This is a genomic window from Paenibacillus sp. FSL R7-0313, from assembly GCF_037969885.1.
In the GTDB taxonomy this organism is placed as follows: domain Bacteria; phylum Bacillota; class Bacilli; order Paenibacillales; family Paenibacillaceae; genus Paenibacillus.
On the sequence record NZ_CP150219.1, the window covers coordinates 5,396,066 to 5,416,895 of the forward strand.

General features: G+C 46.5%; 18 protein-coding genes. 6 read left to right on the forward strand and 12 right to left on the reverse strand.

The genetic code is table 11. The features are described from left to right. Nucleotides 1-20: 20 nt before the first annotated feature. From NSQ38_RS23250 to NSQ38_RS23305, 12 genes are all read right to left on the reverse strand, one after another. The gene (locus NSQ38_RS23250) at nt 21-2,294 is read right to left on the reverse strand and encodes a putative PEP-binding protein (RefSeq protein ID WP_339784216.1); all 2,274 of its coding nucleotides are present in this window, start codon (nt 2,292-2,294) and stop codon (nt 21-23) included. Between the two features lie 251 nt (nt 2,295-2,545). Beyond that, on the reverse strand, nt 2,546-2,863 hold the full coding sequence (locus tag NSQ38_RS23255) for a hypothetical protein (protein ID WP_339784217.1): 318 nt from the start codon (nt 2,861-2,863) through the stop codon (nt 2,546-2,548). Between the two features lie 138 nt (nt 2,864-3,001). Further along, entirely contained in the window at nt 3,002-4,468 is a 1,467-nt protein-coding gene (locus NSQ38_RS23260) for an AraC family transcriptional regulator (protein WP_339784218.1), read from the reverse strand. A gap of 299 nt (nt 4,469-4,767) precedes the next feature. Further along, nucleotides 4,768-5,766, reverse strand: coding sequence for an ABC transporter substrate-binding protein (locus NSQ38_RS23265; RefSeq protein ID WP_339784219.1), 999 nt, complete (start codon nt 5,764-5,766; stop codon nt 4,768-4,770). Nucleotides 5,767-5,944: 178 nt separating this feature from the next. Further along, a complete protein-coding gene (locus tag NSQ38_RS23270; protein WP_339784220.1) occupies nt 5,945-6,319 on the reverse strand; it encodes a hypothetical protein in 375 nt (124 codons plus the stop codon). A 22-nt stretch (nt 6,320-6,341) separates the two neighbouring features. Beyond that, a complete protein-coding gene (locus NSQ38_RS23275; RefSeq protein ID WP_339784221.1) occupies nt 6,342-7,004 on the reverse strand; it encodes a 3'-5' exonuclease in 663 nt (220 codons plus the stop codon). 61 nt (nt 7,005-7,065) lie between these two features. Continuing rightward, entirely contained in the window at nt 7,066-7,644 is a 579-nt protein-coding gene (locus NSQ38_RS23280) for a histidine phosphatase family protein (protein WP_339784222.1), read from the reverse strand. Further along, nucleotides 7,641-9,866, reverse strand: a complete 2,226-nt coding sequence (locus NSQ38_RS23285) for a class I SAM-dependent methyltransferase (RefSeq protein WP_339784223.1) — start codon at nt 9,864-9,866, stop codon at nt 7,641-7,643. The genes NSQ38_RS23280 and NSQ38_RS23285 overlap by 4 nt, the downstream gene beginning before the upstream one ends. A 25-nt stretch (nt 9,867-9,891) precedes the next feature. Then, nucleotides 9,892-10,752: an aminoglycoside phosphotransferase family protein gene (locus tag NSQ38_RS23290; RefSeq protein ID WP_339784224.1), complete on the reverse strand. Its 861-nt coding sequence runs from the start codon at nt 10,750-10,752 to the stop codon at nt 9,892-9,894. Further along, nucleotides 10,739-11,329 (reverse strand): GNAT family N-acetyltransferase, encoded by a 591-nt coding sequence (locus tag NSQ38_RS23295; RefSeq protein ID WP_339784225.1) that lies wholly within the window; start codon nt 11,327-11,329, stop codon nt 10,739-10,741. The genes NSQ38_RS23290 and NSQ38_RS23295 overlap by 14 nt, the downstream gene beginning before the upstream one ends. Nucleotides 11,330-11,337: 8 nt before the next feature. Next, nucleotides 11,338-11,784 carry a RidA family protein gene (locus NSQ38_RS23300; protein ID WP_339784226.1) on the reverse strand — a complete coding sequence of 149 codons (447 nt, stop codon included), beginning with the start codon at nt 11,782-11,784 and terminating at the stop codon, nt 11,338-11,340. Next, nucleotides 11,781-12,683, reverse strand: coding sequence for an AraC family transcriptional regulator (locus NSQ38_RS23305; RefSeq protein WP_339784228.1), 903 nt, complete (start codon nt 12,681-12,683; stop codon nt 11,781-11,783). Before NSQ38_RS23305 ends, NSQ38_RS23300 begins: the two co-directional genes overlap by 4 nt. 127 nt (nt 12,684-12,810) lie before the next feature. Here NSQ38_RS23305 and NSQ38_RS23310 point away from each other — a divergent pair, with 127 nt between their 5' ends. The 6 genes from NSQ38_RS23310 (at nt 12,811) to NSQ38_RS23335 (ending at nt 20,808) form a co-directional block, all read left to right on the forward strand. After that, nucleotides 12,811-14,100 carry a Gfo/Idh/MocA family oxidoreductase gene (locus NSQ38_RS23310; RefSeq protein ID WP_339784230.1) on the forward strand — a complete coding sequence of 430 codons (1,290 nt, stop codon included), beginning with the start codon at nt 12,811-12,813 and terminating at the stop codon, nt 14,098-14,100. A gap of 119 nt (nt 14,101-14,219) precedes the next feature. Next, complete coding sequence (locus tag NSQ38_RS23315; protein WP_339784232.1) at nt 14,220-16,037, forward strand: histidine kinase; 1,818 nt, start codon at nt 14,220-14,222, stop codon at nt 16,035-16,037. Continuing rightward, the gene (locus NSQ38_RS23320; RefSeq protein ID WP_339784234.1) at nt 16,009-17,568 is read left to right on the forward strand and encodes a response regulator; all 1,560 of its coding nucleotides are present in this window, start codon (nt 16,009-16,011) and stop codon (nt 17,566-17,568) included. Before NSQ38_RS23315 ends, NSQ38_RS23320 begins: the two co-directional genes overlap by 29 nt. 116 nt (nt 17,569-17,684) lie before the next feature. Then, nucleotides 17,685-18,599 (forward strand): sugar ABC transporter permease, encoded by a 915-nt coding sequence (locus tag NSQ38_RS23325; RefSeq protein ID WP_339790674.1) that lies wholly within the window; start codon nt 17,685-17,687, stop codon nt 18,597-18,599. 5 nt (nt 18,600-18,604) lie between these two features. Continuing rightward, nucleotides 18,605-19,444 (forward strand): carbohydrate ABC transporter permease, encoded by an 840-nt coding sequence (locus NSQ38_RS23330; protein WP_047844271.1) that lies wholly within the window; start codon nt 18,605-18,607, stop codon nt 19,442-19,444. A 38-nt stretch (nt 19,445-19,482) separates the two neighbouring features. Continuing rightward, entirely contained in the window at nt 19,483-20,808 is a 1,326-nt protein-coding gene (locus NSQ38_RS23335) for an extracellular solute-binding protein (RefSeq protein WP_339784236.1), read from the forward strand. The last annotated feature ends 22 nt before the right edge of the window (nt 20,809-20,830 follow it).

Sequence of the window (20,830 nt, forward strand, 5' to 3'; positions counted from 1 at the left end):
CGTGTAGGACGGGGTTAGCGTTACGCAATTGTAGATATATCCGTGTTCTGCGTGTTAGCTCCCTCTCTCTGTACCTTAATGGCTGCTTGTGCAGCAGCAATTCGTGCATAAGGGATCTGTTCAGGCAAACAGCTTACGTAATCCATACCAATGCGGTGACAGAAGGTTATGGACTCTAGATCCACAACATTTTCTCCGCAGATCCCTGTCTTCAGATGAGGTTTTCGAATTCGACCTTGGACTACCGCCATCTCAATCAGTTGTCCAACTCCCTCAATGTCCAGCACATGAAATGGATTATTCATTACCGTACGAGAGTCCGTATCCAGTTGAATGAATCGCTTCTCGGATTCATGGCGACTATATCCAAATGTCATCTCTGTCAGCTCATCCGTGCCAAACGAGAAAAAGTCAGCCTGGCGAGCAATGTGAGTCGCCGTCAGCGCCGCTCTCGGAGCTTCGATCATCGCCCCCACTCTATAGAGACAATGCCGCTTCTCGTCACCAAGCACTTGGTCAGCCACATGATCCACCAGATCTCTCATCACCTGAAGTTCATGCACATGACCGATCTGCGGGATCATAATCTCGGGACGTACCCACCAGCCTTGCCGGATGCCTTTCACCGCTGCGCGAAAAATCGCTTCAAGCTGCATATCAACGATCTCCGGGAACACCGTACTCAGCCGACAAGCCTGTTGCCCCAATGTCGGATTATGTTCATGCAATTCACTGACTCTGCGAATTACACGTTCCAGTTCCTCCAGTTCAATCTGATGGTCTTTTTGCTCCTGCCACTCCTCTGCTTGTAACCACTCACGTCGTTTCTCCAACACTTCCAGATCCGGTAACAGTTCATGCAACGGCGAATCGAGCAAACGTATCGTTACAGGGTATCCATCCATCGCTTCGAATATCTGTTCAAAATCAAACTGCTGCATCGGCAACAGACGCTCCAAACCACGCCTGCGTTCGGATTCACTGTCTGCCAGGATCATTTTTTGTACAAAAGGAAGCCTTGAAGCAGACATGAGCATATGTTCTGTAAGACACAAACCAATTCCCTCAGCCCCTAGTAGCCGTGATGTCATGGCATCCTGCGGATGATCTATATTGGACAGTATCGTCAGTTCCTTTATTTCATCAGACCATTCGAGCAGAAGCTGTAGTTCCGGTGTACCACTTGAGAACCCTTTCAACATCTCCGTCACATGCCACGGCTCAATACGTAACAGCGCATCCGCTTTGGTGATTACCCCTTCATGCACAAAATCAATAGTACTCTGCAAGGCGGCCTTAGCACTCAAGCATGCTGGACTGACATGCAGAAGACACAGCTCCCCTGAATCGATAATGAATTGGATTTTTTGAACTTTCTCCATATAGCGCTCCAGATAACTGCAAGCATCCAACAGAAGACCATATAATCCAGGTTCTTCTCTCCGCAACTGATCCAGTCCTTCATCCTGAGATTGGGAGAAAGCAGATGCAGAGTACTCGCCTGTCATGCCTCTTTCGCCCGTACCCGGATGACGGGAATATACCGTGCCGCTGCCGCTGCGTTCACCTTGCTCACCATTAACCATCACCTGAATAAGAGCCGGAGCTCCTTGATGATCCCCTGAGTGTCGAGTAGATTGGAGAAGAAGTTCTTGCTGGGAGTTAAGTCGTGGTGCACGTTGTGTATGAGAAACCGCACGAATCGCTTCTTTTAATTGTAATTGAACATCTTGAGGGAATGGATGAAACCCTATATCTTCTATTAATTGCTTATATTCTGCAATGGCGAATTCCAGCTTCGCTTCATCGAGGATCGAGAAGTCACCCAATTTCTCTTCAAATAGGGAATACGAGATGCCATGTACTAGCTGACCATAATCCTGCAATAAAATTCGATAACAATTAAGCGCATACTGTCGATCATTGGTCTGCCTGGCGAACCCTTCAACCGTCACATCATTCAATCCCACATGAAGCAAAGCAAGGGATTCCATATCATGGGAACTCGCTTCACTTGACCTCACGGCAAGTAGCAACGGTGCTAAAGCATCGCCGAAGAATTTGCCTGTTTTCCCTTCCAAGTGCCGAACTGCGCTGCCAATCTCTTGAACTTCTTCTGTGGAAAGATGTCCAAGACGGGTACAGAACGCGCGACAGCCTTCCCTTGTTACAATGAACCCGGCCGGAACGGGCCAACCTGCCTGAAGCAACACTGCAAGTCCAGCCCCTTTACTGCCCATCAGCCCTTTCATCTCTGCCGTACCTTCTTCCAACAGAACTACCCGTTTCGTCATTACAGCGCTCCCATCTGCCATTACATGGCTATGCTTCAAAGGCAACTCAACCTTTCGAATTGCCCTTTAGTTAATGGTATGTTGCAATGAGGCAGTCAAGGACATTTGCTTCGACATTTGTGTTCGGAATGTAAAACGTATTTTCTATCTTAACGTATACGTTTGCCCTTCATTTTTTTAAATGGATATAAAAAGAGCCCAAGAAGAACAAATCTCTCCTTGAGCACCATGTTATAAATCTAAACAATCTCCTATTCCCATTCACCTTTTTTAACGTAAGTTGCATCATAAGCAACAATTATATTTGTTTTATCTGTTACCTTTTGTAAATCATCGAACACAACTTCTTGTTCACCGTAATCTACTAAACTCGAATCCACTTTCTCGAAGACCCCACAATCCTTCACATAAATTATATCTGGATGGTTAGAATCATATCTTAAGCTTTCAGGAAGATCTTCACCCGAAATTTCATGCGATTCGGCGACCGCAGTCGTCGATATTGCTGTAACAGGAATCATCCCAATAACAGCTATTACTAAAAGCGAGGCCCAGATTTTTTTATGCATAGGATGTCTATTCTCCAATTCATTTTTCCTATATCATACAGTAAATCCGATTAATAGAGTATTTTTTTCATTTTCTTCGATTTTAATTTAATTATTGAAACCAGCTTGTTTGAAGTTAGTTTTAGCTCCCATTCATTATCAAGCCATGAACCGCAATACATCCTCAATCTTTTTCCCATGAGAGATCACACCGTAGTTCATCCACGACATGAAATCCACCTCGTACACATTGCCACTCTTCACCGCAGGCAGACGTTTCCATTCGTCCCTGTCGAGCAGTTCGCGCTCATCTCCAGGTTTGGCAGAATTTCCAGTGTCAAATGTAATCAACAAGTGATCCGCATTAAGTTGACTTAACTGCTCCAATCCAATGAAAATCCTCCGCTCGTGTCTTGTCCATTGCTGCACACGGGAATGCGGAGTCAGTCCAAGATCCTGATAAATTACAGGTCCAACGTAGCCCTGCTGATCTCCATAGAGAGTAATATCCGACGCAGATATACGCAAAAAAGCTACCGTCTGACCACGCATATAACGTGCTAACCGACTCTTAGCTTCCATTGCCTTGTCCTCATACGCACCAATTACATCTTGAACCCGATTCACCTTCCCTAACACATCGGCTGTCGATCTCAAAATGGAGCGCCAATCTTCTCCCAGGTGTTCCACGTAAAACGTAGGTGCTACCTGCTCAAATCGGTCCAGATTCCATCGATCATATCCCTTATCCAGCATGATAAAATCAGGTACATGGCCCAGATTAAATTGCGCATCCTGCTGGCTCACATCAAATTCGGGTACATCATCCAACCCCAAATATTGCTGTCTGCCCCAGGAATGATGTGAACATTGCAATACGGGTTTTACGCCTAGAGCCAACACAAAGTCTTCCAGATACGGAGCAAAGACACGAACCTCTTGACGGTGATGACGGCGGTACAATCCAGGTGAAATACCAGCATATTGCTTGAAACGGCGACCAAAATAATACTCACTACTGAACCCCACATTTTGTGCAATTTCATGGATACGGTCATCCGTCAGCTGCAATAGTTGTTTCGAGCGCTCCAACCGAACCGTATTCACATAATCAAGCGGGAGCTTACCCGTAATTTTTTTGAATTGCCGAGTGTAGCTGGCTCTTGTTAGACCAATATCTGCTGCGAGCTCATCCACGGTTATGGTCTGATCATAGTGATCGCCAATATAACGAATTGAACTTTGAAGACGGGCACGGTCATCGGGTACTTCTGTTTCGGGGACACTCTGGCGAAGCAAGGCACGGAACCACTCCTGGAAACGAAGCTCTACCTCCCATTGCTCCAGCCAATCGTCAGTGACCTGTTGACGCAGTATTTGTTCCAAGGCTTCCAGACAGGAACTCCACGGACTGTAGCTGAGTTGCATAAGCGGTAATAATGTCGGAGAATCTGGACTTTGGGAAAGTTCCTGCTGCTCCTCCGTGTTTCTTCTAGACAAAGCGTTCGAAGTCTCTTCGCTTAACTCAGCCACCATCAGATCAAGCTTATAGTACTGCAATTCACTTTCTGTCCAAGGCGAACCTTCTATTTTAACGGATGTTCCAGCCGAAACAAACATAATCATTCCTTTTTCCAAATGAACTTCCCGATCTGAGCAAAGCATTGAACCCTTCCCAGACGTTACAACGAATAGAGAGTGGGAAGACGACATTCTGTATAGCAAACGTTTATCAATATGTGATGTGTTGTGATCTACGTATTCCATATGCTGAAGCGTGCATAGCCAGGGCTTGGGAATCCATTGTATTATCGTGGGGCACATGTTCATCTTCCTTAACTGAGAATTGTTATCATTTAAAACAGTGTATACGAAAAAAGAAAGCTCTTCAACCCTGGCTGAAGAACTTTCTTATGGGATACTACTTATGGAGTCATTTTTTCCAACAGATCATCAATTTTCATCGAATTCGCTGTAATCGCACCTGATTGCCAATGTGCTCTTTCCATGATGTACACCTGATTGTTCTTAACCGCCGGAAGGGAGTTCCACAATTTGCTGTCAAGTACCTTCAAGGCTTCCTTGTTCTCAGGAGAAGACCATTCTCCATTGGAAGGGAAAATAATAAGATGATCCGCATCAAGTTGCGGCACGGCCTCTTCAGAGAGAATTTCCTGATATTCTTCCATCTTGCTAACCAGTGGATGAGGTGTTAGACCAAGCTCCGAATAAATAAATCCGGTAAATCGATTCTTCACACCGAACAACGCCAATGTATCATCGTTAACATTCAATCGGACAACTGCGACGGTCTCGTCTCCAACCGCTTCCTGCAACTTCGCCTTAGCATCTGCAACCTTGGCTCCGAATGCCGCAGCAACTTCTTCACCCTTTTCCGGTTTACCCACAACATCGGCAATGGTTTTCAAAATTTGATTCGAATCCTGCAACACGCTCTCAGGCAAACGATACGTCGGTGCCACCTTGGAATACATCTCATATTTCTCCGCATCCGCTCCACCATCTACAATAATAAGATCCGGATTATATTCCAATAAAGCCTCAATACTCCCTGTAGTATCGAATTGCGGGACATCCAATTCTAAATAATCCTGTACACCCCACAACGGATGATACCACTGCACGACAGGTGTAATATCGAGCGCCTTCAGATAATCTTCCACATATATTCCAGCAATCCGCTGTGGCTGAACCGGAATCGTCACATCTCCAAATTCATCCTGTACAACCCGTGTAGCAGGTTCTGTCTCGGTTCCAGTAGTATTTTCTCCAGAAGCTGCACTTTCAGTTGCAGGAGTCTGTTCCGCATTCGTAGCGGTATTTGTACTACATCCTGAAATAACCAGACCCATGAGCAGTAATGTAATTGTCCACCCTTTGAAACCTTTAACTAAACCTACCATGTTACCCTTCACCCCTATGTGATCTGTTGATGTAACCGTGAGAATGTTTCACATATAATGATTATCATTCTCATCGATTGCTTAGGTGAATTGTACCTTATGCCTCAGCCGACCCACAATGTACATTTGATGCTGTTTTTTTATACAAACGAAAACAGCCCTGTTGGTCCTCCCCCGCTTATCGCAGGGGCAACCTGCCTTGACGATAACTTTCCAACAGCTGATCCACAAAGGAATCGTTCACCGTACCCTGTAACAATGCAGCACCAATTAAACCAATATCATCACTCACATACCCCGCTAACTCAGGTTCGCCGGTAAGAGCCAAGGTCTGTTTAAACGCCTGTTCCCTGCATGCGCGCAGCACCTCTTCTTCAGCCACCGTTGTAACTCGAGCCCATCGTTCAAAAGCTTGCATCCACTCGTCAGCAAATACAGAGGCATCCCTTTCGTCCAGGTAAACTTCCACATCCAGTCCTTCGAATGTCTGCTGGGTCAGAATCCGTCCCTCGTTAAGATCCAACAGTAGCTTCTCCACATCCGTTCTGCTCATTGATCTCTCCTCCAGTTCCTTATCATGTCAGATACATCTCTGGTATAACGAAACGTTTCATCATCTGCTTGGGATCGGCAGTAAAATGATTCAATTGAAGTTTCTCATATTCGCTAAGAATACATTCAAAGATATCAGCGATCACACTACAATCTGCCAAAGCATTGTGCCTGTGAATTCCATCTGTATTCAGATCATAATACCCAATCAGAAAATCCGTTGAGACGACCTCCGTAATCTCAGGATGAATATAGGTAAACATCGCTTTTGTATCCAGCACCGGGTTGGTCAACATCGGGAGGCCATACTCATCACAATGCCGCTTCAAGATGGGCAGGTCATACTCATATCCGGCTTGTGTCACCAGGACGTTATCCCCTATGAATTCCTGAAAGGTCTGAAATGCTTCTACGAACGACGGAGCTTCCAACATATCCTCATTCGAAATGCCTGTTAACTTGGCCACAGGTTCTGGTATAGGTTTGTTCGCACGTGCAAGTGAAGAAAATGTTGTATTACATTGTTGACCTCTCTGGTAATGCATCGCACCAAATTGAGTCACATTCTCCACCACAGGATTAATGCCTGTCCCTTCGAGATCAAATATACAGTACATTCTATCCTGTAATGAAGATACGCTTAGATTTTCAATAAAGTATGTATCAGGCAACAGCGTAATTTTCATCCGTCCAACTCACTCCTCTCCACTATCATTCTGGTTAATACATTTCTCATATATAACTCTGTCACTCCCACAATCGGGTGACCTGGACCAACTTGCGCGTTCCATCAAACCGCAACTTATAGATATCCGGCATCGTAGTACTTTCCCAGAAATCATAACCGTAGGAAGAATCATAGTGTTGTAAAATAAGCGTCATGACATCTCCATGGGTTCCGATGACTACCTTGTGACCCACATGTTTATCCAAAATTTTCTCGATCGCCGTTACTGCTCTTAAGCGAGCCTGTTCACCAGACTCTCCTCCAGGATACGCATACGTAGGATCACGGTACAATCGTTGCTTGGCTTCACGAAAATTATCATGCCTCACATCCGAACTCGATAACTGGCGTTCACGCAGATCTTCCTCTGTCACCACAATTCCACCTGACCGATCTGCCAGAATCTGAATCGTATCCACCGCTCGCCTGTAAGGGCTAGAATAGAACAGTTGAATCTGCTCCCCATGGAGCAGACTGGCAACCGTTCCCGCATCTTGATGACCTTGCTCTGTCAGTCCACGCTTGCGTTCCTGTCCTTCAACATATCGAGACTCCGCATGTCTGACAAAATACAAAAACGTACTGGCTTCGCTCATCATCCATCCGCCAACCCTTTCTTCTTCTCAATGACAATCAGGCAGGTACTGTCTGGCAAAGGCGCAGGCTCACCATTTTCCTCCATGAAGATCATTCGTTCACCAAGTGCCTCCGTGTACCCCTCCTGAAGGAAATGTCGGAGCGTAATAATCTCGGCTTGTTCACCCAGCGCTTCTCGAATACAGTTCTCATAGGCTGTTGGCGTGAATATACCAAACTGCTCCTGAATTTCATGCACGTATGCCTCTTCACCCCATGTATAGGTATAGAGAAATTCCATCGCATCGTTGATCGGCAATACGACCTCATTGTCTGAGACCCGCTCATATTGAATTGCACGTCCCTGAAAATCCTCTGCATACCGCTCCAGCCAGCGCATCCCATCCGGTTCCAGAAAACGAATCCGGCGCTTCTGTGCCTCCGGTTCACTCATGATGCCATCCCGAATCAGAATTCTTCCTCCAGGTGACAGCACACGGAATGAACTTCTCAGCGCTGCCACAACCGTATCGGAATTAAATCTTCGACCGTCCAGTTCAATATAGGAATATAGTTCATGCAGAATGGATGAAAAAATAACCGTATCCACGGTGCCCGGCTGCACATATTGCTCCAGTTGCAGGGCATCGCCCTTCATCACTTGCCAGCGATGTCCCTCACGCTGTTTTTTGCGTTCCAACGCTTCAATGACATTGGCTGAGATATCGATACCGATAGGCTCCACTTCCGGTTTTTCCTGCTCAATCAGATCCAGCAGAATTCCTCCACCTGGACCAATATCCAGTACCCGTTTACCAACGATATAGTCAAGCAGTACTTTTTTGTAATCACCGGAGCTGTTCATATCGGATAAATACGTCTCTTCGTTGTGGAAACGGTCATAGGCATCCCGGCGCAATCCGAACAGGTCAAATAACAGCAGTACAGCCTTCTCGTATAACGGCGACTTTTCTGCTTCAATACAGAATGCAATCAGCTTCTCAGCCGCTGGGGAAAATTCGAAGGTCACAAACAGTGTATCGGGCAGATCCGTATGACGTTCAATGCGATGGGTTAGATGGGGATAGACGATCTGCTCCCCTGACACAATCTGTTCCCACGAATACTGTTCCAAATATTTTTCAATCATTCGTTTCTTGTAAATATTGAGCTTCTTGACGCCTTTGTAGTCGTAATACATCGTATTCATCAATGGTTCGAAGCTGATATGGCGAACGATTTCAGATCGACTCTCCATGGATGTTGGATGCATGCTCTCGCTGTGAAGTGTCAACAGGAACACTTTTACCATCTCCTGCAACGAAAAATCCTGCATGGCAGACTCCACATACCACAGAGTACGATGAGCCAGCGGAGCCAGCGCCTGTTCTACATCCAGTTCCGTTTGGAGCTTGGCGTAAGCCTTATCCATAGCTTCTCCCTGCCGAATGGATGAACTTCTTAAGCGGGATAACCGTTCCTTCACGCTCCAATCCTCATGATCCGGTCCAGCGATAATCCAGCCTACAATTCGCTGTACCTCAGCCTGAACCTGAACCCATAACGCTGCTGCATCAACGCCTGCAATAATGCATTCATTTAATGCCATCAGTATGGTGTGCAGTTCATCTGTAGTAAGCCATCCTTTGACGATCAAGGCGTGAAGCGGAGCATTCTCGGCAAATGGAATCTCACCGCGTATGTATTGACCAATAAGTCCATGTGTAGCAACTAGAGTACGTATAATCTCATGCCTTGGAGTATGTGTATTCAGCGCATCATGCTCGCTTATATCCGCATTGTTACTTTGAGCACCACTCGGAGAAGCAGGTTGATATATACTCGTCTCCTTGGTCTTACCGATGTCATTATCCAGGTGCTCTGCCCCTGCATATAGATCATATAACTGAGCGGACCCCACATTATGTACAAACAGGTTAACGCCCTGCTTTTGCCATACCCGCCGCTGCTCCCGAGATCCGGCCTTCGCCGTCTCTGACCAGATTAATACATCCTCCAGAATTTCTCGCACCCAAAAAGAAACCTGAAGCTTCTCCAGCACGTGAAGTGTACGCTCGGTGTAGTCCAGTACCGGATTTGTTCCCTCAAGTTCGGCGATGGAATGAATGCGTTCGAGGTTAATATGGGGCTTCTCCGCTGCTGCCAGCAGTTGCAGCCATTGCTGCTGGTCTTCCGGCGTGTTTCCTGACTTGTATGATTGTATGGCCTTTAATGAATGCAGCATGAATAAGTCCCCTCTTTCTCTACCCTTATATAAAATGATTAAATTCGTTCAACCGACGAATTCGTTCCTGAACAAACTTTAGCAGCTGTTCCACCTCTTGAGCGGGCAAATCCTCGTCAAGACGCGCGGCAGCAACTGGCAGCATCCAGGACTCTATTGCTTCACGTGTAATCCCGGAAAGTTGCATATAATGATGGATGTAATATTGGACCAGCGATTCACGAGCCGTTTCAAAACCCATTCGTATAGCAGGATCTGTATCTTCCGGTAATGTGCCGCTCATTAATATTACCCAGCTTCGAGCCACATCACCCGCAGGATCACCGGACATACCAGTCATCCAATCGATGACCCAGTATTGATCGCCGGCCTCACTGAGCATAACATTATCAGGGTGAAAATCGCCATGACAGATCTGCTGTTGATCAGGCAATGTTGTTAAGTAAGAAAGGACTCGCGCTTGATCATCCTCCGACAATAATCGAACATTGCGAATCGCTCCCGATAAAATCTGCTTCTGTAAGGGGAGCGTCCCTTCAGCATCTCGCTCGCAATGAAGTCTGTAATGGCAGTCAGCCATTTTAAAGGCCAGCTGCTCCAGCAACTCCGGTTGCTGAATGATAAGTGATAACAGGGTAATCCCCTGGATCCGCTCAAAAACAATGCCAGCACGCGACGTAGTATGTTCTATCAAGGATACTGCCTGTGGGACGGGGAGTCCTTTTTTGTATGCCAACTCACTTATTCTAAATTCATTTTGAACTGCTTCGAGTGGAAAATCCATTCGATATAACTTCATAATGTGCTCGTTCGAATACGTATAGATCTCCGCAGTTCTTCCCTGACCAATTCGCTCCATATCTACCCTCTCTTTACTCGAACTCACTGCCTCTGACTTTGGAGAAAACCATATAATCAACCAGCGTACCTGTGCTGTTCCGCCGCATCTTGCGCAGTATACCTTCCAGCGTATAACCCGCTCGTTCGGCTACTTTGGCACTTCGCACATTGCGGGCATCACAGCGGATCTCCAGTCGATTCGCCTTCAGATGAGTAATGGCAAATTGCTCAATGCCTCTCACCGCTTCTGTCATCAACCCCTCACCAGCTCGCGATGTGCGAATCCAGTAACCGATCTCAAAACAGCGTGCATTCCAGTCGATGCGATGTAACCCGCTGCTGCCTACGAATTCATCCGTATGTCTATCACGCAAATGTAACATCATGTCGGTACGCTCCAGATATTTCAGCCTTGCTTTGCGAACAGTCACTTCAGACTCTTCCAATGAAGGGATTTTCTCGGCAAAAGGCAACCACAACCGCAGTTGCTCCACACTTTCACGAACCGCTTCATTCATGGCCTGGCCATCCCCCCACTGCGGTGCTCGAATCGTAAGGCGTTCCGTATGGAAGCTCTCGGGTATCGTTAACATGATCGGATTAAATGAAGACGATTCTGTCATCGTTATACCTACTCCTCTACCTGAAAAATAGAATCAATGATCAGTGGCAAATTATCCCTTACGGATACTGCACCGAATACTGAACGTGCGTGGATTCCCTGTTCCCCGAATACCTCCATCATCAGATCCGAGAACCCATTCAGCACTTTATGATGCTCCTGATATGAAGCGGACGCATTGATAAAGCCCTGCACTTTAACCACTCTCTTCACCCCATCCAGTGAACCCAACACATCTCGAACGACAGCAAGCACCTCCAGTCCAGCGTTCCGGGCAAAATCATATCCCTGCTCTGTTGTGAAGTCTGATCCCAGTTTGCCACGTTCGGAGGTATCCGGTCCTTTCCCCGATACATACATGATTCCATTAACTATAACGGCATTGGCATATTTCGCTGCGGGCGCGCTGGCCTGTGGCAAAATGATCCCCAGTTCATTTAATCTTGCTTCAATCATTTTATATTCTCTCCCTCTTTTATGGTCCTCACGGAACCCGATTCCTTGTATTCCTGTCGATAGACTCTTGGTGATACCTGAACGGTACGTTTGAACATCTTGCCAAAATGAGAGAAGTTACTGAACCCCGCAAGCCAGGCGATGTCCGTGATGGATTCTTCACTTTCTCGCAGTAAACGCTGTGCTTCCTTCACCCGTAACAGATTCAGATAATCACTGAAGGTAAACCCCGTCGTTTGTTTGAACAATCGACTCAGATAATGCGGACTAATACGAAACATGCCCGCCACCTCCGGTAATGTCAGTGGTTTCTGATAGTTCTCATTCAGGTAACGTACAACTGCTTGTGTCTTGGGATGAAGAACCGGCTCACGATCATCGGAGCTTAACCTGCCCAGGTGTTGATTACGATAGGCATGCAGCAACAATTCAATAGCCCGGTGACGAAGCAGCAGGTTACTTCCAGGTTGAGGACAAAGCATTTCATCCACCATTTCGCTAACCATCCGCTCCAAAACTTCCTTGACCTGGGAAGGAAACCTTACAATTGGAATCTCCCAGCTGAAGGGCTCCTTCAAGGCTTCAACTAACTCCATTGAAATTGCCATGGCTGCAAAAAGCTCAGGCTTCAAATACAGCACCATCCGCTCATGGTCAGGCATGCCACTCTCCAATGTTTTATGAACCGTATTTCGGTCAACAAACACCAGATCACCAGCCTTTACCCGGTAGGTCCGGTCCTTAATGAAATAGATACGCTCGCCAGACAACAGGTAATACAACTCATAATGATCATGCAGGTGGTCATCCGTCATCGAGAAATATCCAATGCGACGATCATATTCGATATGTAGTAAATCCGTGGGATCATGAAAATCTGCACTGAAAGGTTCTATCATGTCGGCCTCTCTCCTTTCCATAAATTATAGCAAAATATGCGGCATTTGAAAGCGGTTACGCATAAAATGCGGCGAAAGAAGTACTCCCTTGTTATAGTCTAGAGCTATATTCAAGGAGGCGATAGACATGAGTAACAAGAAACGTTATGTATTAGTCGGAACTGGCGGCCGCGCCGAATTTTTTTATGGTGCTTTGACCCGGGATTACAGGGATACATCCGAGCTTGTCGGCTTTTGTGATATAAATCAAGTCCGTATGAACTACGCGAATCAACTGTTAAAGGAAAAGTACAATTATCCCGAGGTACCCACCTATACTGCAGATCAATTTGATCAGATGATTGAAAACCAGAAGCCTGACTATGTCATCGTAACGAGTGTTGACCGCACCCATCACAAGTACATCATTCGTGCGATGGAACTGGGTTGTGACGTTGTCACCGAAAAACCGATGACCATCGATGAGGAGAAATGTCAGGAGATTCTGGATGCCGTCAAGCGGACTGGCCAGAACGTCAGAGTAACCTTTAACTACCGTTATGCACCGCACCATACTAAGATTCGGGAACTTATTTTGAATGACACTATCGGGAAAGTTACTTCCGTTCACTTCGAATGGTTGCTGAATACCCGCCATGGCGCGGATTATTTCCGCCGCTGGCATCGGGACAAGCGTAATAGCGGCGGACTGCTCGTTCACAAATCCACGCATCACTTCGACTTGGTGAATTTCTGGATTGGCTCGCAACCGGATACCGTGTTCGCATTTGGTGATCTGATGTATTACGGCAGAGAAAACGCAGAAGAACGCGGTGTAACGCAGTTCTACAACCGGGCAACCGGTAACCCGATTGCAAAGGAAGATCCTTTTGCACTGCATTTGGATTCGGATGCTCATATGAAGTCCATGTATCTGGATGCTGAATCAGAAGATGGTTATCAGCGGGATCAGAGCGTATTTGGGGATGGCATCAACATTGAGGATACGATGGGCGTTCTTGTGAAGTATCGGAACAAAGCGATTCTGACGTACTCCCTCGTCGCCTACCAGCCATGGGAAGGTTACCGCATTGCCATTAATGGCACCAAAGGTCGGATTGAGATGAACATTGTGGAGCAATCCTATGTCAATTCATTGGGTGATAAAAGTAAGGAAGGTGCATTGATCGGTAAAACATTGCGGGTTCTTCCAATGTTTGATGCGCCATATGAGGTTGAAGTGGAAGAGAAAGCAGGTGGACATGGCGGAGGTGACCCGGTTCTGCTGAATGATCTGTTTGGAGAGCCTGTTGAAGATCCGTATCATCGCGCTGCTAACCATGTGGACGGTGCCAGATCCATTCTGACGGGTATTGCTGCCAATCGCGCCATCGCCACAGGCTTGCCTGTCAACGTCAATAATCTGGTTCGTTTCTAAGTCTCTCAGGTCTGCACTACATTAATAATTTCATTTAAAGGCTGCGCATATTTCGCAGTCTTTTTTATATTTTTAACAATAACCTGCACGCAAGTTGACTCGATAGAAGGAGGAAATCCATGTTCTTCTCTTTAAAAAATCGCCTGATTGCCTTTATCATTGTCCTGTTTGTCCTCGCTTTTGGCACACTCTCCTACTTGCTCTTCAAGGAATCACGCACGGTCATTCGCTCTTACATCGAATCCTCTGCTCTTGAGAAAATGGAGGAGTACGGTTCATACGTAGACATGGTGCAGATGCAGATCTATGATGTCGCCTCTCTTGTTTTCAATAGTGATATGGGCAAAAACTGGGATAACGCGATCGGTGATCCAAACCTTCCCGAAGGAGAAAAGATGCTGGCCAACCTTGCGATGAGCCGTTTTCTCACTCAGGCAACCAACAGTTACACCAGTATCTCAGATGTATCCATTTATCGACGGAATGGACTGCGAATTGGCAGCGAGAATCAGGTAACATATGACCGTGCCTTTGTACAAGAATCCTGGTATACGAATTTCTACACGCTCGGGGAACGCTGGTTACCTGCACACACGGATCAACATGAACGTGTCAGAGATCATGGCAATCCGGTGGTCAGCCTGCTGATGCCTATTGGCACCTTTCATCCTGCTGCAGCGCAGAGTGTCATGAAGGTGAATGTCAGTGAATCTTATTTTCTGGAGCCGCTCCGGCGCATACATCTTGCGGAAAATAGCACTATTTTTCTGCTGGGTGAGCAAGGAAATCCTATTCTCTCACAGCAGGTAGACGCGTTGGGTGCTATAGCTACCGCAGAGATCGATCGTATTCGTAATAGCCCACTCAAATCCGGTGTCACATATCTCACAAACCATGAAGGACAGCGAGACATCCTTGTATACAAGAAACTGGGACGTACCGGCTGGATGTTGGCGGGTCTGGCACCGGAAAAGGAAATGTACCTATCTCTCCATAAACTCCAAAGCACGATTGTGGTGATGACGATTGCCCTGATTCTGGTCTCCCTCTTGGCTGCTGCATGGCTATCCTATGGTGTAACCAAACCTTTGACCAGACTGGTGCTGGCGATGAGGCAGGTTCAACGAGGTGCTTTTGACCAAGCGGATTCACTTCTGCCTCCGGATAAAAATGTAAAGAGCGAAATCAGTTATGTGATCTTCACCTTCCGTTATATGATCAGTCAGCTGCGGCAGCATATCCAGAATGAATTTGAACTGAAACTTCTTCGCCAGCAAGCAGAGTACAAAGCACTTCTCATACAGATTAATCCACATTTTATGTTTAATACTCTGGAGCTGGTGAGCAGCCTTGCCATTCAGCGCCGAACGGATGATACGGTTCAGGTCATTGAGGATTTGGGTAAAATGATGCGCTTTTCCATAAACACTAATGACGACCGTGTTCCCCTGACCGAAGAGCTAGATTATGTACAACGTTATATCTCCATTTTGCAGACCCGTTTCGGTCATAAACTCAACATTTCGATAACGAAGGAAGGCACACTGAACACCTTGGTCATCATCAAGTTCATTCTTCAGCCGCTTATTGAAAATGCAGTGAAATACAGTTTTCAACATCAGACGACAGCCCAGGTCCAGATACGGATCAACCGGATGCATGATCGTCTGCATATCAGTGTTTCAGATAATGGACCAGGTATTCCAGCAGAAATAATACACAAGTTGCAACATCCCGTAGTTCCCCCCTCGTTGGAATCCATATTACATAACGAAGGCTGGCATATTGGACTAGGCAATGTCATTGCTCGTTGCCGTCTGCATTATGGTGCCTTGTTCACTGTTCATATGGAGAACGATGAAAGCGGAGGCGCATGTATTGAACTAACTCTACCCGTACAGGAGGAATATGATGTACAACGTATTAATCGCAGATGACGAATTCGAAGTTCGCGAAGGATTAAAATTAAAGGTCGATTGGCACGGCATGGGCTTTGTTATAACAGGGGAAGCATCTAACGGGATTGAAGCTGACGAACTTTTGAAATCTGAACATTTCGACCTGCTGATTACCGATATGAACATGCCTGTCATGGACGGTGTCCGATTACTGGATGTCTGCCGCAGTTATAATCCTTCTATCCAGATTGTCATAATCACGGGTTATGAAGATTTTCAATATGCCAGAGCGGGTGTCCGCAGCCAGGTCATGGATTATTTACTGAAGCCTGTAACCCGGGATGAACTGAAGGCCACATTAGGCAAAATCAAAGCGGATCTGGATGAACAACGTAAAGTGCAAGGCGACTCCGAATGGATGCAATGGCGACTCTCTCAGTATTACCGGGAAATGAAGGAACGTTTCCTTCTTGATCTCGTCAAAGGTAATCGCCTACCGCCTTCCTCCATGCCAGAACGGCTCAGATTATTCCATCTCGAATCATGGCAGGATCAGAAGGTCTGTTTCATCACCGCCAGTATAAGTCAATCGGACAAGCAGAATATTCGAAAAGATCGCTCACACGAGCAGATGCATCTTCCTTTCGAGATGGTATGTTATGAAATCGCCCAGTCTGATTCAGACAATGTCCAGGTTTTTCATGATTCGGCATACGCAGGCATCATGCATTTCATGGTACAAGACGGTATGAAGCACGAATTCATCCAACAGCTCACGGGACATACGGCATCTGTTTTTTCCATGAAACTTAAGATTGGGGTGGGACTTTCTGGTTCTGGACTTGAGCATTGGAAAGAAGGTTACATCCATTCCCTTCTGGCTTGGAATTCAGCTGAACGGGCTGGCGGCGATCCAAACCCAATGGCAGGAACAGATTATAGTCCATTACTGCCTGAGGAGACTACCCGAACGTTGCATCGTTTCCTCATTCGAGGGGAACTGGACTCCTTCCGCAGCATCATCCACAAGGAACTTCACGAGGCATTCCAGCTCTCTCCCTCCCGAATGACTCGAAGCATTTTTCAAATTTCACTGTTGATGGGTTGTCCTATAGCCCCGGAATGGATACTGTGGCTTAAGACGCCAGATCAAGCAGAACGCTTATTAATGCAATGGGCTCAAGACTTCCTGAGTCGACAACTTCCTTTAGAAGATGGGGATGGGACGGTTATTGATTTAGCCAAACGATATATCGAGGAAAACTACATGCAGGAGCTAACGTTGACGTTGCTCGCTGAACGATTTAACTATTATCCTACCTATTTCTCCGAATTGTTTAAGGAAGGGGCAGGTACCTCTTTTATTCAATATGTGACGGGAGTTAGGATGAAACACGCCTTGCAACTGTTGAAGGAAACCCAATTAACCGTGTGGGATATTACAGAACTGACCGGCTTCAGTTCACCAAGTTATTTCAGTTCGAAATTCAAAAGAATGTTCAACATGAGTCCATCAGAATATCGCTTGCTGCATTCCGAAAAAATCGATAGCCATGATCCGAAGAAATAAGATTCAAGCTTCTCCCCTTCCCCGGTATGATGTGGTTACCAAGAGAACCCCGTATGTTGTAAGCGGATTCATAATTGGCGACTTTTATTCTTACCCATTCAGAAGGGAGGCATATGATGAAAAAACAGACCAAGCCCTTATACGGTCAGCAAAATACCACAGCCTACTTGTTTCTTCTGCCCTGGCTGATCGGACTCTTCTGTCTGACACTGGGACCGATGGTTGCGTCCCTATACTTATCCATGACCAAATTCAATCTGCTGTCATCACCGACTTGGACTGGACTTAGCAACTATGTTCACATTTTTACCGAGGACGATACCTTTCGCAGGTCCCTCGGGCTGACGTTTTATTATGTCTTTCTATCTGTTCCACTAAGGCTTGCCTTCGCCCTATTGGTGGCAATGGTGCTGAACAAAGGTATTCGAGCCCTCGGCATCTACCGGACTGTATATTACATCCCTTCCCTCTTGGGCGGCAGCGTCGCGATTGCAATCGTCTGGCGTCAACTTTTTGAGGGAAATGGACTGGTCAATCAGTTTTTAAGCTGGTTTGGTATCTCAGGCCCATCCTGGATTGCGCATCCGGATTATGTAGTCTATACCATCATCACACTATCCGTGTGGCAATTTGGGTCTGCCATGGTCATCTTTCTTGCAGGTCTGAAACAGATCCCGGCAGACTTATATGAAGCGTCCGATGTCGATGGAGCGGGAAAAATACGTCAATTTTTCGGAATCACCCTGCCCATGCTCTCCCCCGTTATCTTTTTTAACCTGATCATGAGCATGATCAATTCATTCCAGGCGTTTACACCAGCTTACGTAATCGGAGATGGCCGCGGGGGTCCTCTCGACGCAACGATGTTCTATACCTTGTATCTGTATCTGAAAGGTTTCTCGTTCTTTGATATGGGTTATGCTTCGGCTCTGGCTTGGATCATGTTGGTCATTATCGGGGTATTCACCGCAATCGTCTTTGTTACATCCCGATTTTGGGTGTTCTACGGGGACAATCAGGAGGGGAGGTAATGCATATGCCAATCAAACGACAACTGGTTCAGGCCGGGAGGCATGCTGCCATTATACTCTTCGGTCTGCTGATGTTATATCCAGTACTATGGTTGATACTCAGTTCGTTTAAACCAAACCATCTCATTTTCACCAGTGGTAGTCTTTTCCCAACCAGTTTCACGCTGGAGCACTATATTAATGGTTGGAAAGGTCTGCAGGGCATCTCTTTCGGCCGTTTCTTCGGCAACTCCGTGCTGATCTCGGTCATGAGTGTGCTGGGTAATGTGATCTCCTGTTCCCTTGCTGCCTTTGCTTTCTCCAGATTAAAGTTCAGATTCAAAGGCTTGTGGTTCAGCATGATGTTGGTCACGATTATGTTGCCTTACCATGTTACCCTTGTGCCTCAGTACATTCTCTATAATGAGCTTCAATGGATTAATACGTATTTCCCGCTGATTCTGCCTAAGTGGCTTGCGCAGGATTCCTTCTTCATCTTGCTTATGGTTCAATTCATACGCGGTATACCGCGGGAGCTGGACGAGAGTGCAACCATTGACGGTTGCGGACAATCACAGATCTTTTTCCGGATCGTAGTGCCACTGCTCGTTCCAGCACTGATTACAACAGCGATTTTCACCTTCCTGTGGAGCTGGGATGACTTTTTCAGCCAGATGATCTATCTGAGCAAAATTGATCTGTTCACAGTGCAGTTGGGCATTCGATCTCTCTTTGATCCATCAGGACAATCCGATTGGGGCGCATTGCTCGCTATGTCCACCCTGTCACTGCTTCCCGTGACCATCATCTTTTTATTGTTTCAACGATATTTCCTTGAGGGCATTGCAACAACAGGTCTGAAGTAACAACACGTTCTCATTATCCATAGACAGGGGGATTTACCATGTTCAAACGTTTCATGATCAGTATGATCACTTCACTCTTGTTATTCGTAACCGCTTGCTCCGGAACAGACCATACGGGTGCTAATGATGCAAGTAATGGTAATGATAATGGTACTACCGAGGGCGGACAGGTCGAACTGCGCATCATGTGGTGGGGTGACCAGAAACGGGCAGATATTACGAATGAAGCCTTGAAGATCTTTCAGGCTAAACATCCGGATATTAAAATTGTAGGTGAATTTGCACCCTCCTCCGGATATTTCGACAAACTGAATACCCAGCTGGCATCAGGCACAGCACCAGATATCTTTTTCCTTGGCGGAAATGTCGTGGACTATGCCAAAAAAGATGTCCTGCTCAATCTGGACCCGTATGTAGGCAACGAACTGAATTTGGACGGGATGGATGAAACCATGATCGAATACGGACGTCTCGACGGGAAGCTGCAACATATCTCTGCCGGTGCAAACGCACGGGGAATTGTTGTGAATCAGGCACTCTTTGAGAAAGCCGGCGTGCCTTTGCCAGCATCCGATTGGGACTGGGCGGACTATGCCGCCATTAGCAAAGAATTGTCCGACAAGCTCGGAGACGGCTTCTATGGAACGTACAACTTTACCGTCGACGGGATGGATATTTATCTAAAACAACGGGGTAAACAACTGTATGACATGAAAAACGGCACACTCGGATTTGCCAGGGAAGACATTCTGGAATGGTTCCAGTATTGGGAAAAGACTTCGGCATCCGGCGGTGTAGTTACACCGGAATTGCAGGTATCCAACCCGCATGATGACACCAGTAAGTCTCTGTTAATCACAGGTAAAGCAGCCATGACCCTCCTGCCATCCAACCAGCTGGCTGCATTCCAGAGCTTGACGGAAGATCCGCTAGTACTTCTCCCTGTACCACGAGGCCCTAAGGGAACGGGTGTTGTATTTGAATCCAGTCAGGGATTATCAGGTTATGCCAATACGAAACACCCGAAGGAAGTGGCGACGTTGATGAACTTCTGGATTCATGATCCTGAAGCAGCCAAAATCCTCGGTAATGACCGCGGGGTGCCCGTTACGGAAGCCAATCGAAATCTTCTTCAGGAAGGTGCAGGCCCTGTGGAGGAGATTGTCTATAACTATACGAGCCTTGTCTCCGAAGCTACGAAGACTGAACCTTTTGACGTAAGTTACAATCCTCCTGGATTTGCAGAGTTCTCCAAGTTAGCTCAGACGACAAATCAGGAGATCGGATTTGGACGGAAAAGTGTGGAGCAAGCTGTCTCCGACTTCTATAACGGGACCGTTCGTATTTTTGAATCGAATCAATAAGCAGATGCTGTGAGGAGGAACA

Excerpts from the sequence above, each read along its gene's own strand:
- NSQ38_RS23275 (WP_339784221.1), bottom strand. The coding sequence starts at position 7,004 with ATGAAAATTACGCTGTTGCCTGATACATACTTTATTGAAAATCTAAGC.
- NSQ38_RS23285 (WP_339784223.1), bottom strand. The coding sequence starts at position 9,866 with ATGCTGCATTCATTAAAGGCCATACAATCATACAAGTCAGGAAACACG.
- NSQ38_RS23320 (WP_339784234.1), top strand. The coding sequence starts at position 16,009 with ATGATGTACAACGTATTAATCGCAGATGACGAATTCGAAGTTCGCGAA.
- NSQ38_RS23315 (WP_339784232.1), top strand. The coding sequence starts at position 14,220 with ATGTTCTTCTCTTTAAAAAATCGCCTGATTGCCTTTATCATTGTCCTG.
- NSQ38_RS23265 (WP_339784219.1), bottom strand. The coding sequence starts at position 5,766 with ATGGTAGGTTTAGTTAAAGGTTTCAAAGGGTGGACAATTACATTACTG.
- NSQ38_RS23325 (WP_339790674.1), top strand. The coding sequence starts at position 17,685 with ATGAAAAAACAGACCAAGCCCTTATACGGTCAGCAAAATACCACAGCC.
- NSQ38_RS23295 (WP_339784225.1), bottom strand. The coding sequence starts at position 11,329 with ATGACAGAATCGTCTTCATTTAATCCGATCATGTTAACGATACCCGAG.
- NSQ38_RS23335 (WP_339784236.1), top strand. The coding sequence starts at position 19,483 with ATGTTCAAACGTTTCATGATCAGTATGATCACTTCACTCTTGTTATTC.
- NSQ38_RS23255 (WP_339784217.1), bottom strand. The coding sequence starts at position 2,863 with ATGCATAAAAAAATCTGGGCCTCGCTTTTAGTAATAGCTGTTATTGGG.
- NSQ38_RS23300 (WP_339784226.1), bottom strand. The coding sequence starts at position 11,784 with ATGATTGAAGCAAGATTAAATGAACTGGGGATCATTTTGCCACAGGCC.
- NSQ38_RS23260 (WP_339784218.1), bottom strand. The coding sequence starts at position 4,468 with ATGATTATGTTTGTTTCGGCTGGAACATCCGTTAAAATAGAAGGTTCG.
- NSQ38_RS23250 (WP_339784216.1), bottom strand. The coding sequence starts at position 2,294 with ATGACGAAACGGGTAGTTCTGTTGGAAGAAGGTACGGCAGAGATGAAA.
- NSQ38_RS23330 (WP_047844271.1), top strand. The coding sequence starts at position 18,605 with ATGCCAATCAAACGACAACTGGTTCAGGCCGGGAGGCATGCTGCCATT.
- NSQ38_RS23280 (WP_339784222.1), bottom strand. The coding sequence starts at position 7,644 with ATGATGAGCGAAGCCAGTACGTTTTTGTATTTTGTCAGACATGCGGAG.
- NSQ38_RS23305 (WP_339784228.1), bottom strand. The coding sequence starts at position 12,683 with ATGATAGAACCTTTCAGTGCAGATTTTCATGATCCCACGGATTTACTA.
- NSQ38_RS23310 (WP_339784230.1), top strand. The coding sequence starts at position 12,811 with ATGAGTAACAAGAAACGTTATGTATTAGTCGGAACTGGCGGCCGCGCC.
- NSQ38_RS23270 (WP_339784220.1), bottom strand. The coding sequence starts at position 6,319 with ATGAGCAGAACGGATGTGGAGAAGCTACTGTTGGATCTTAACGAGGGA.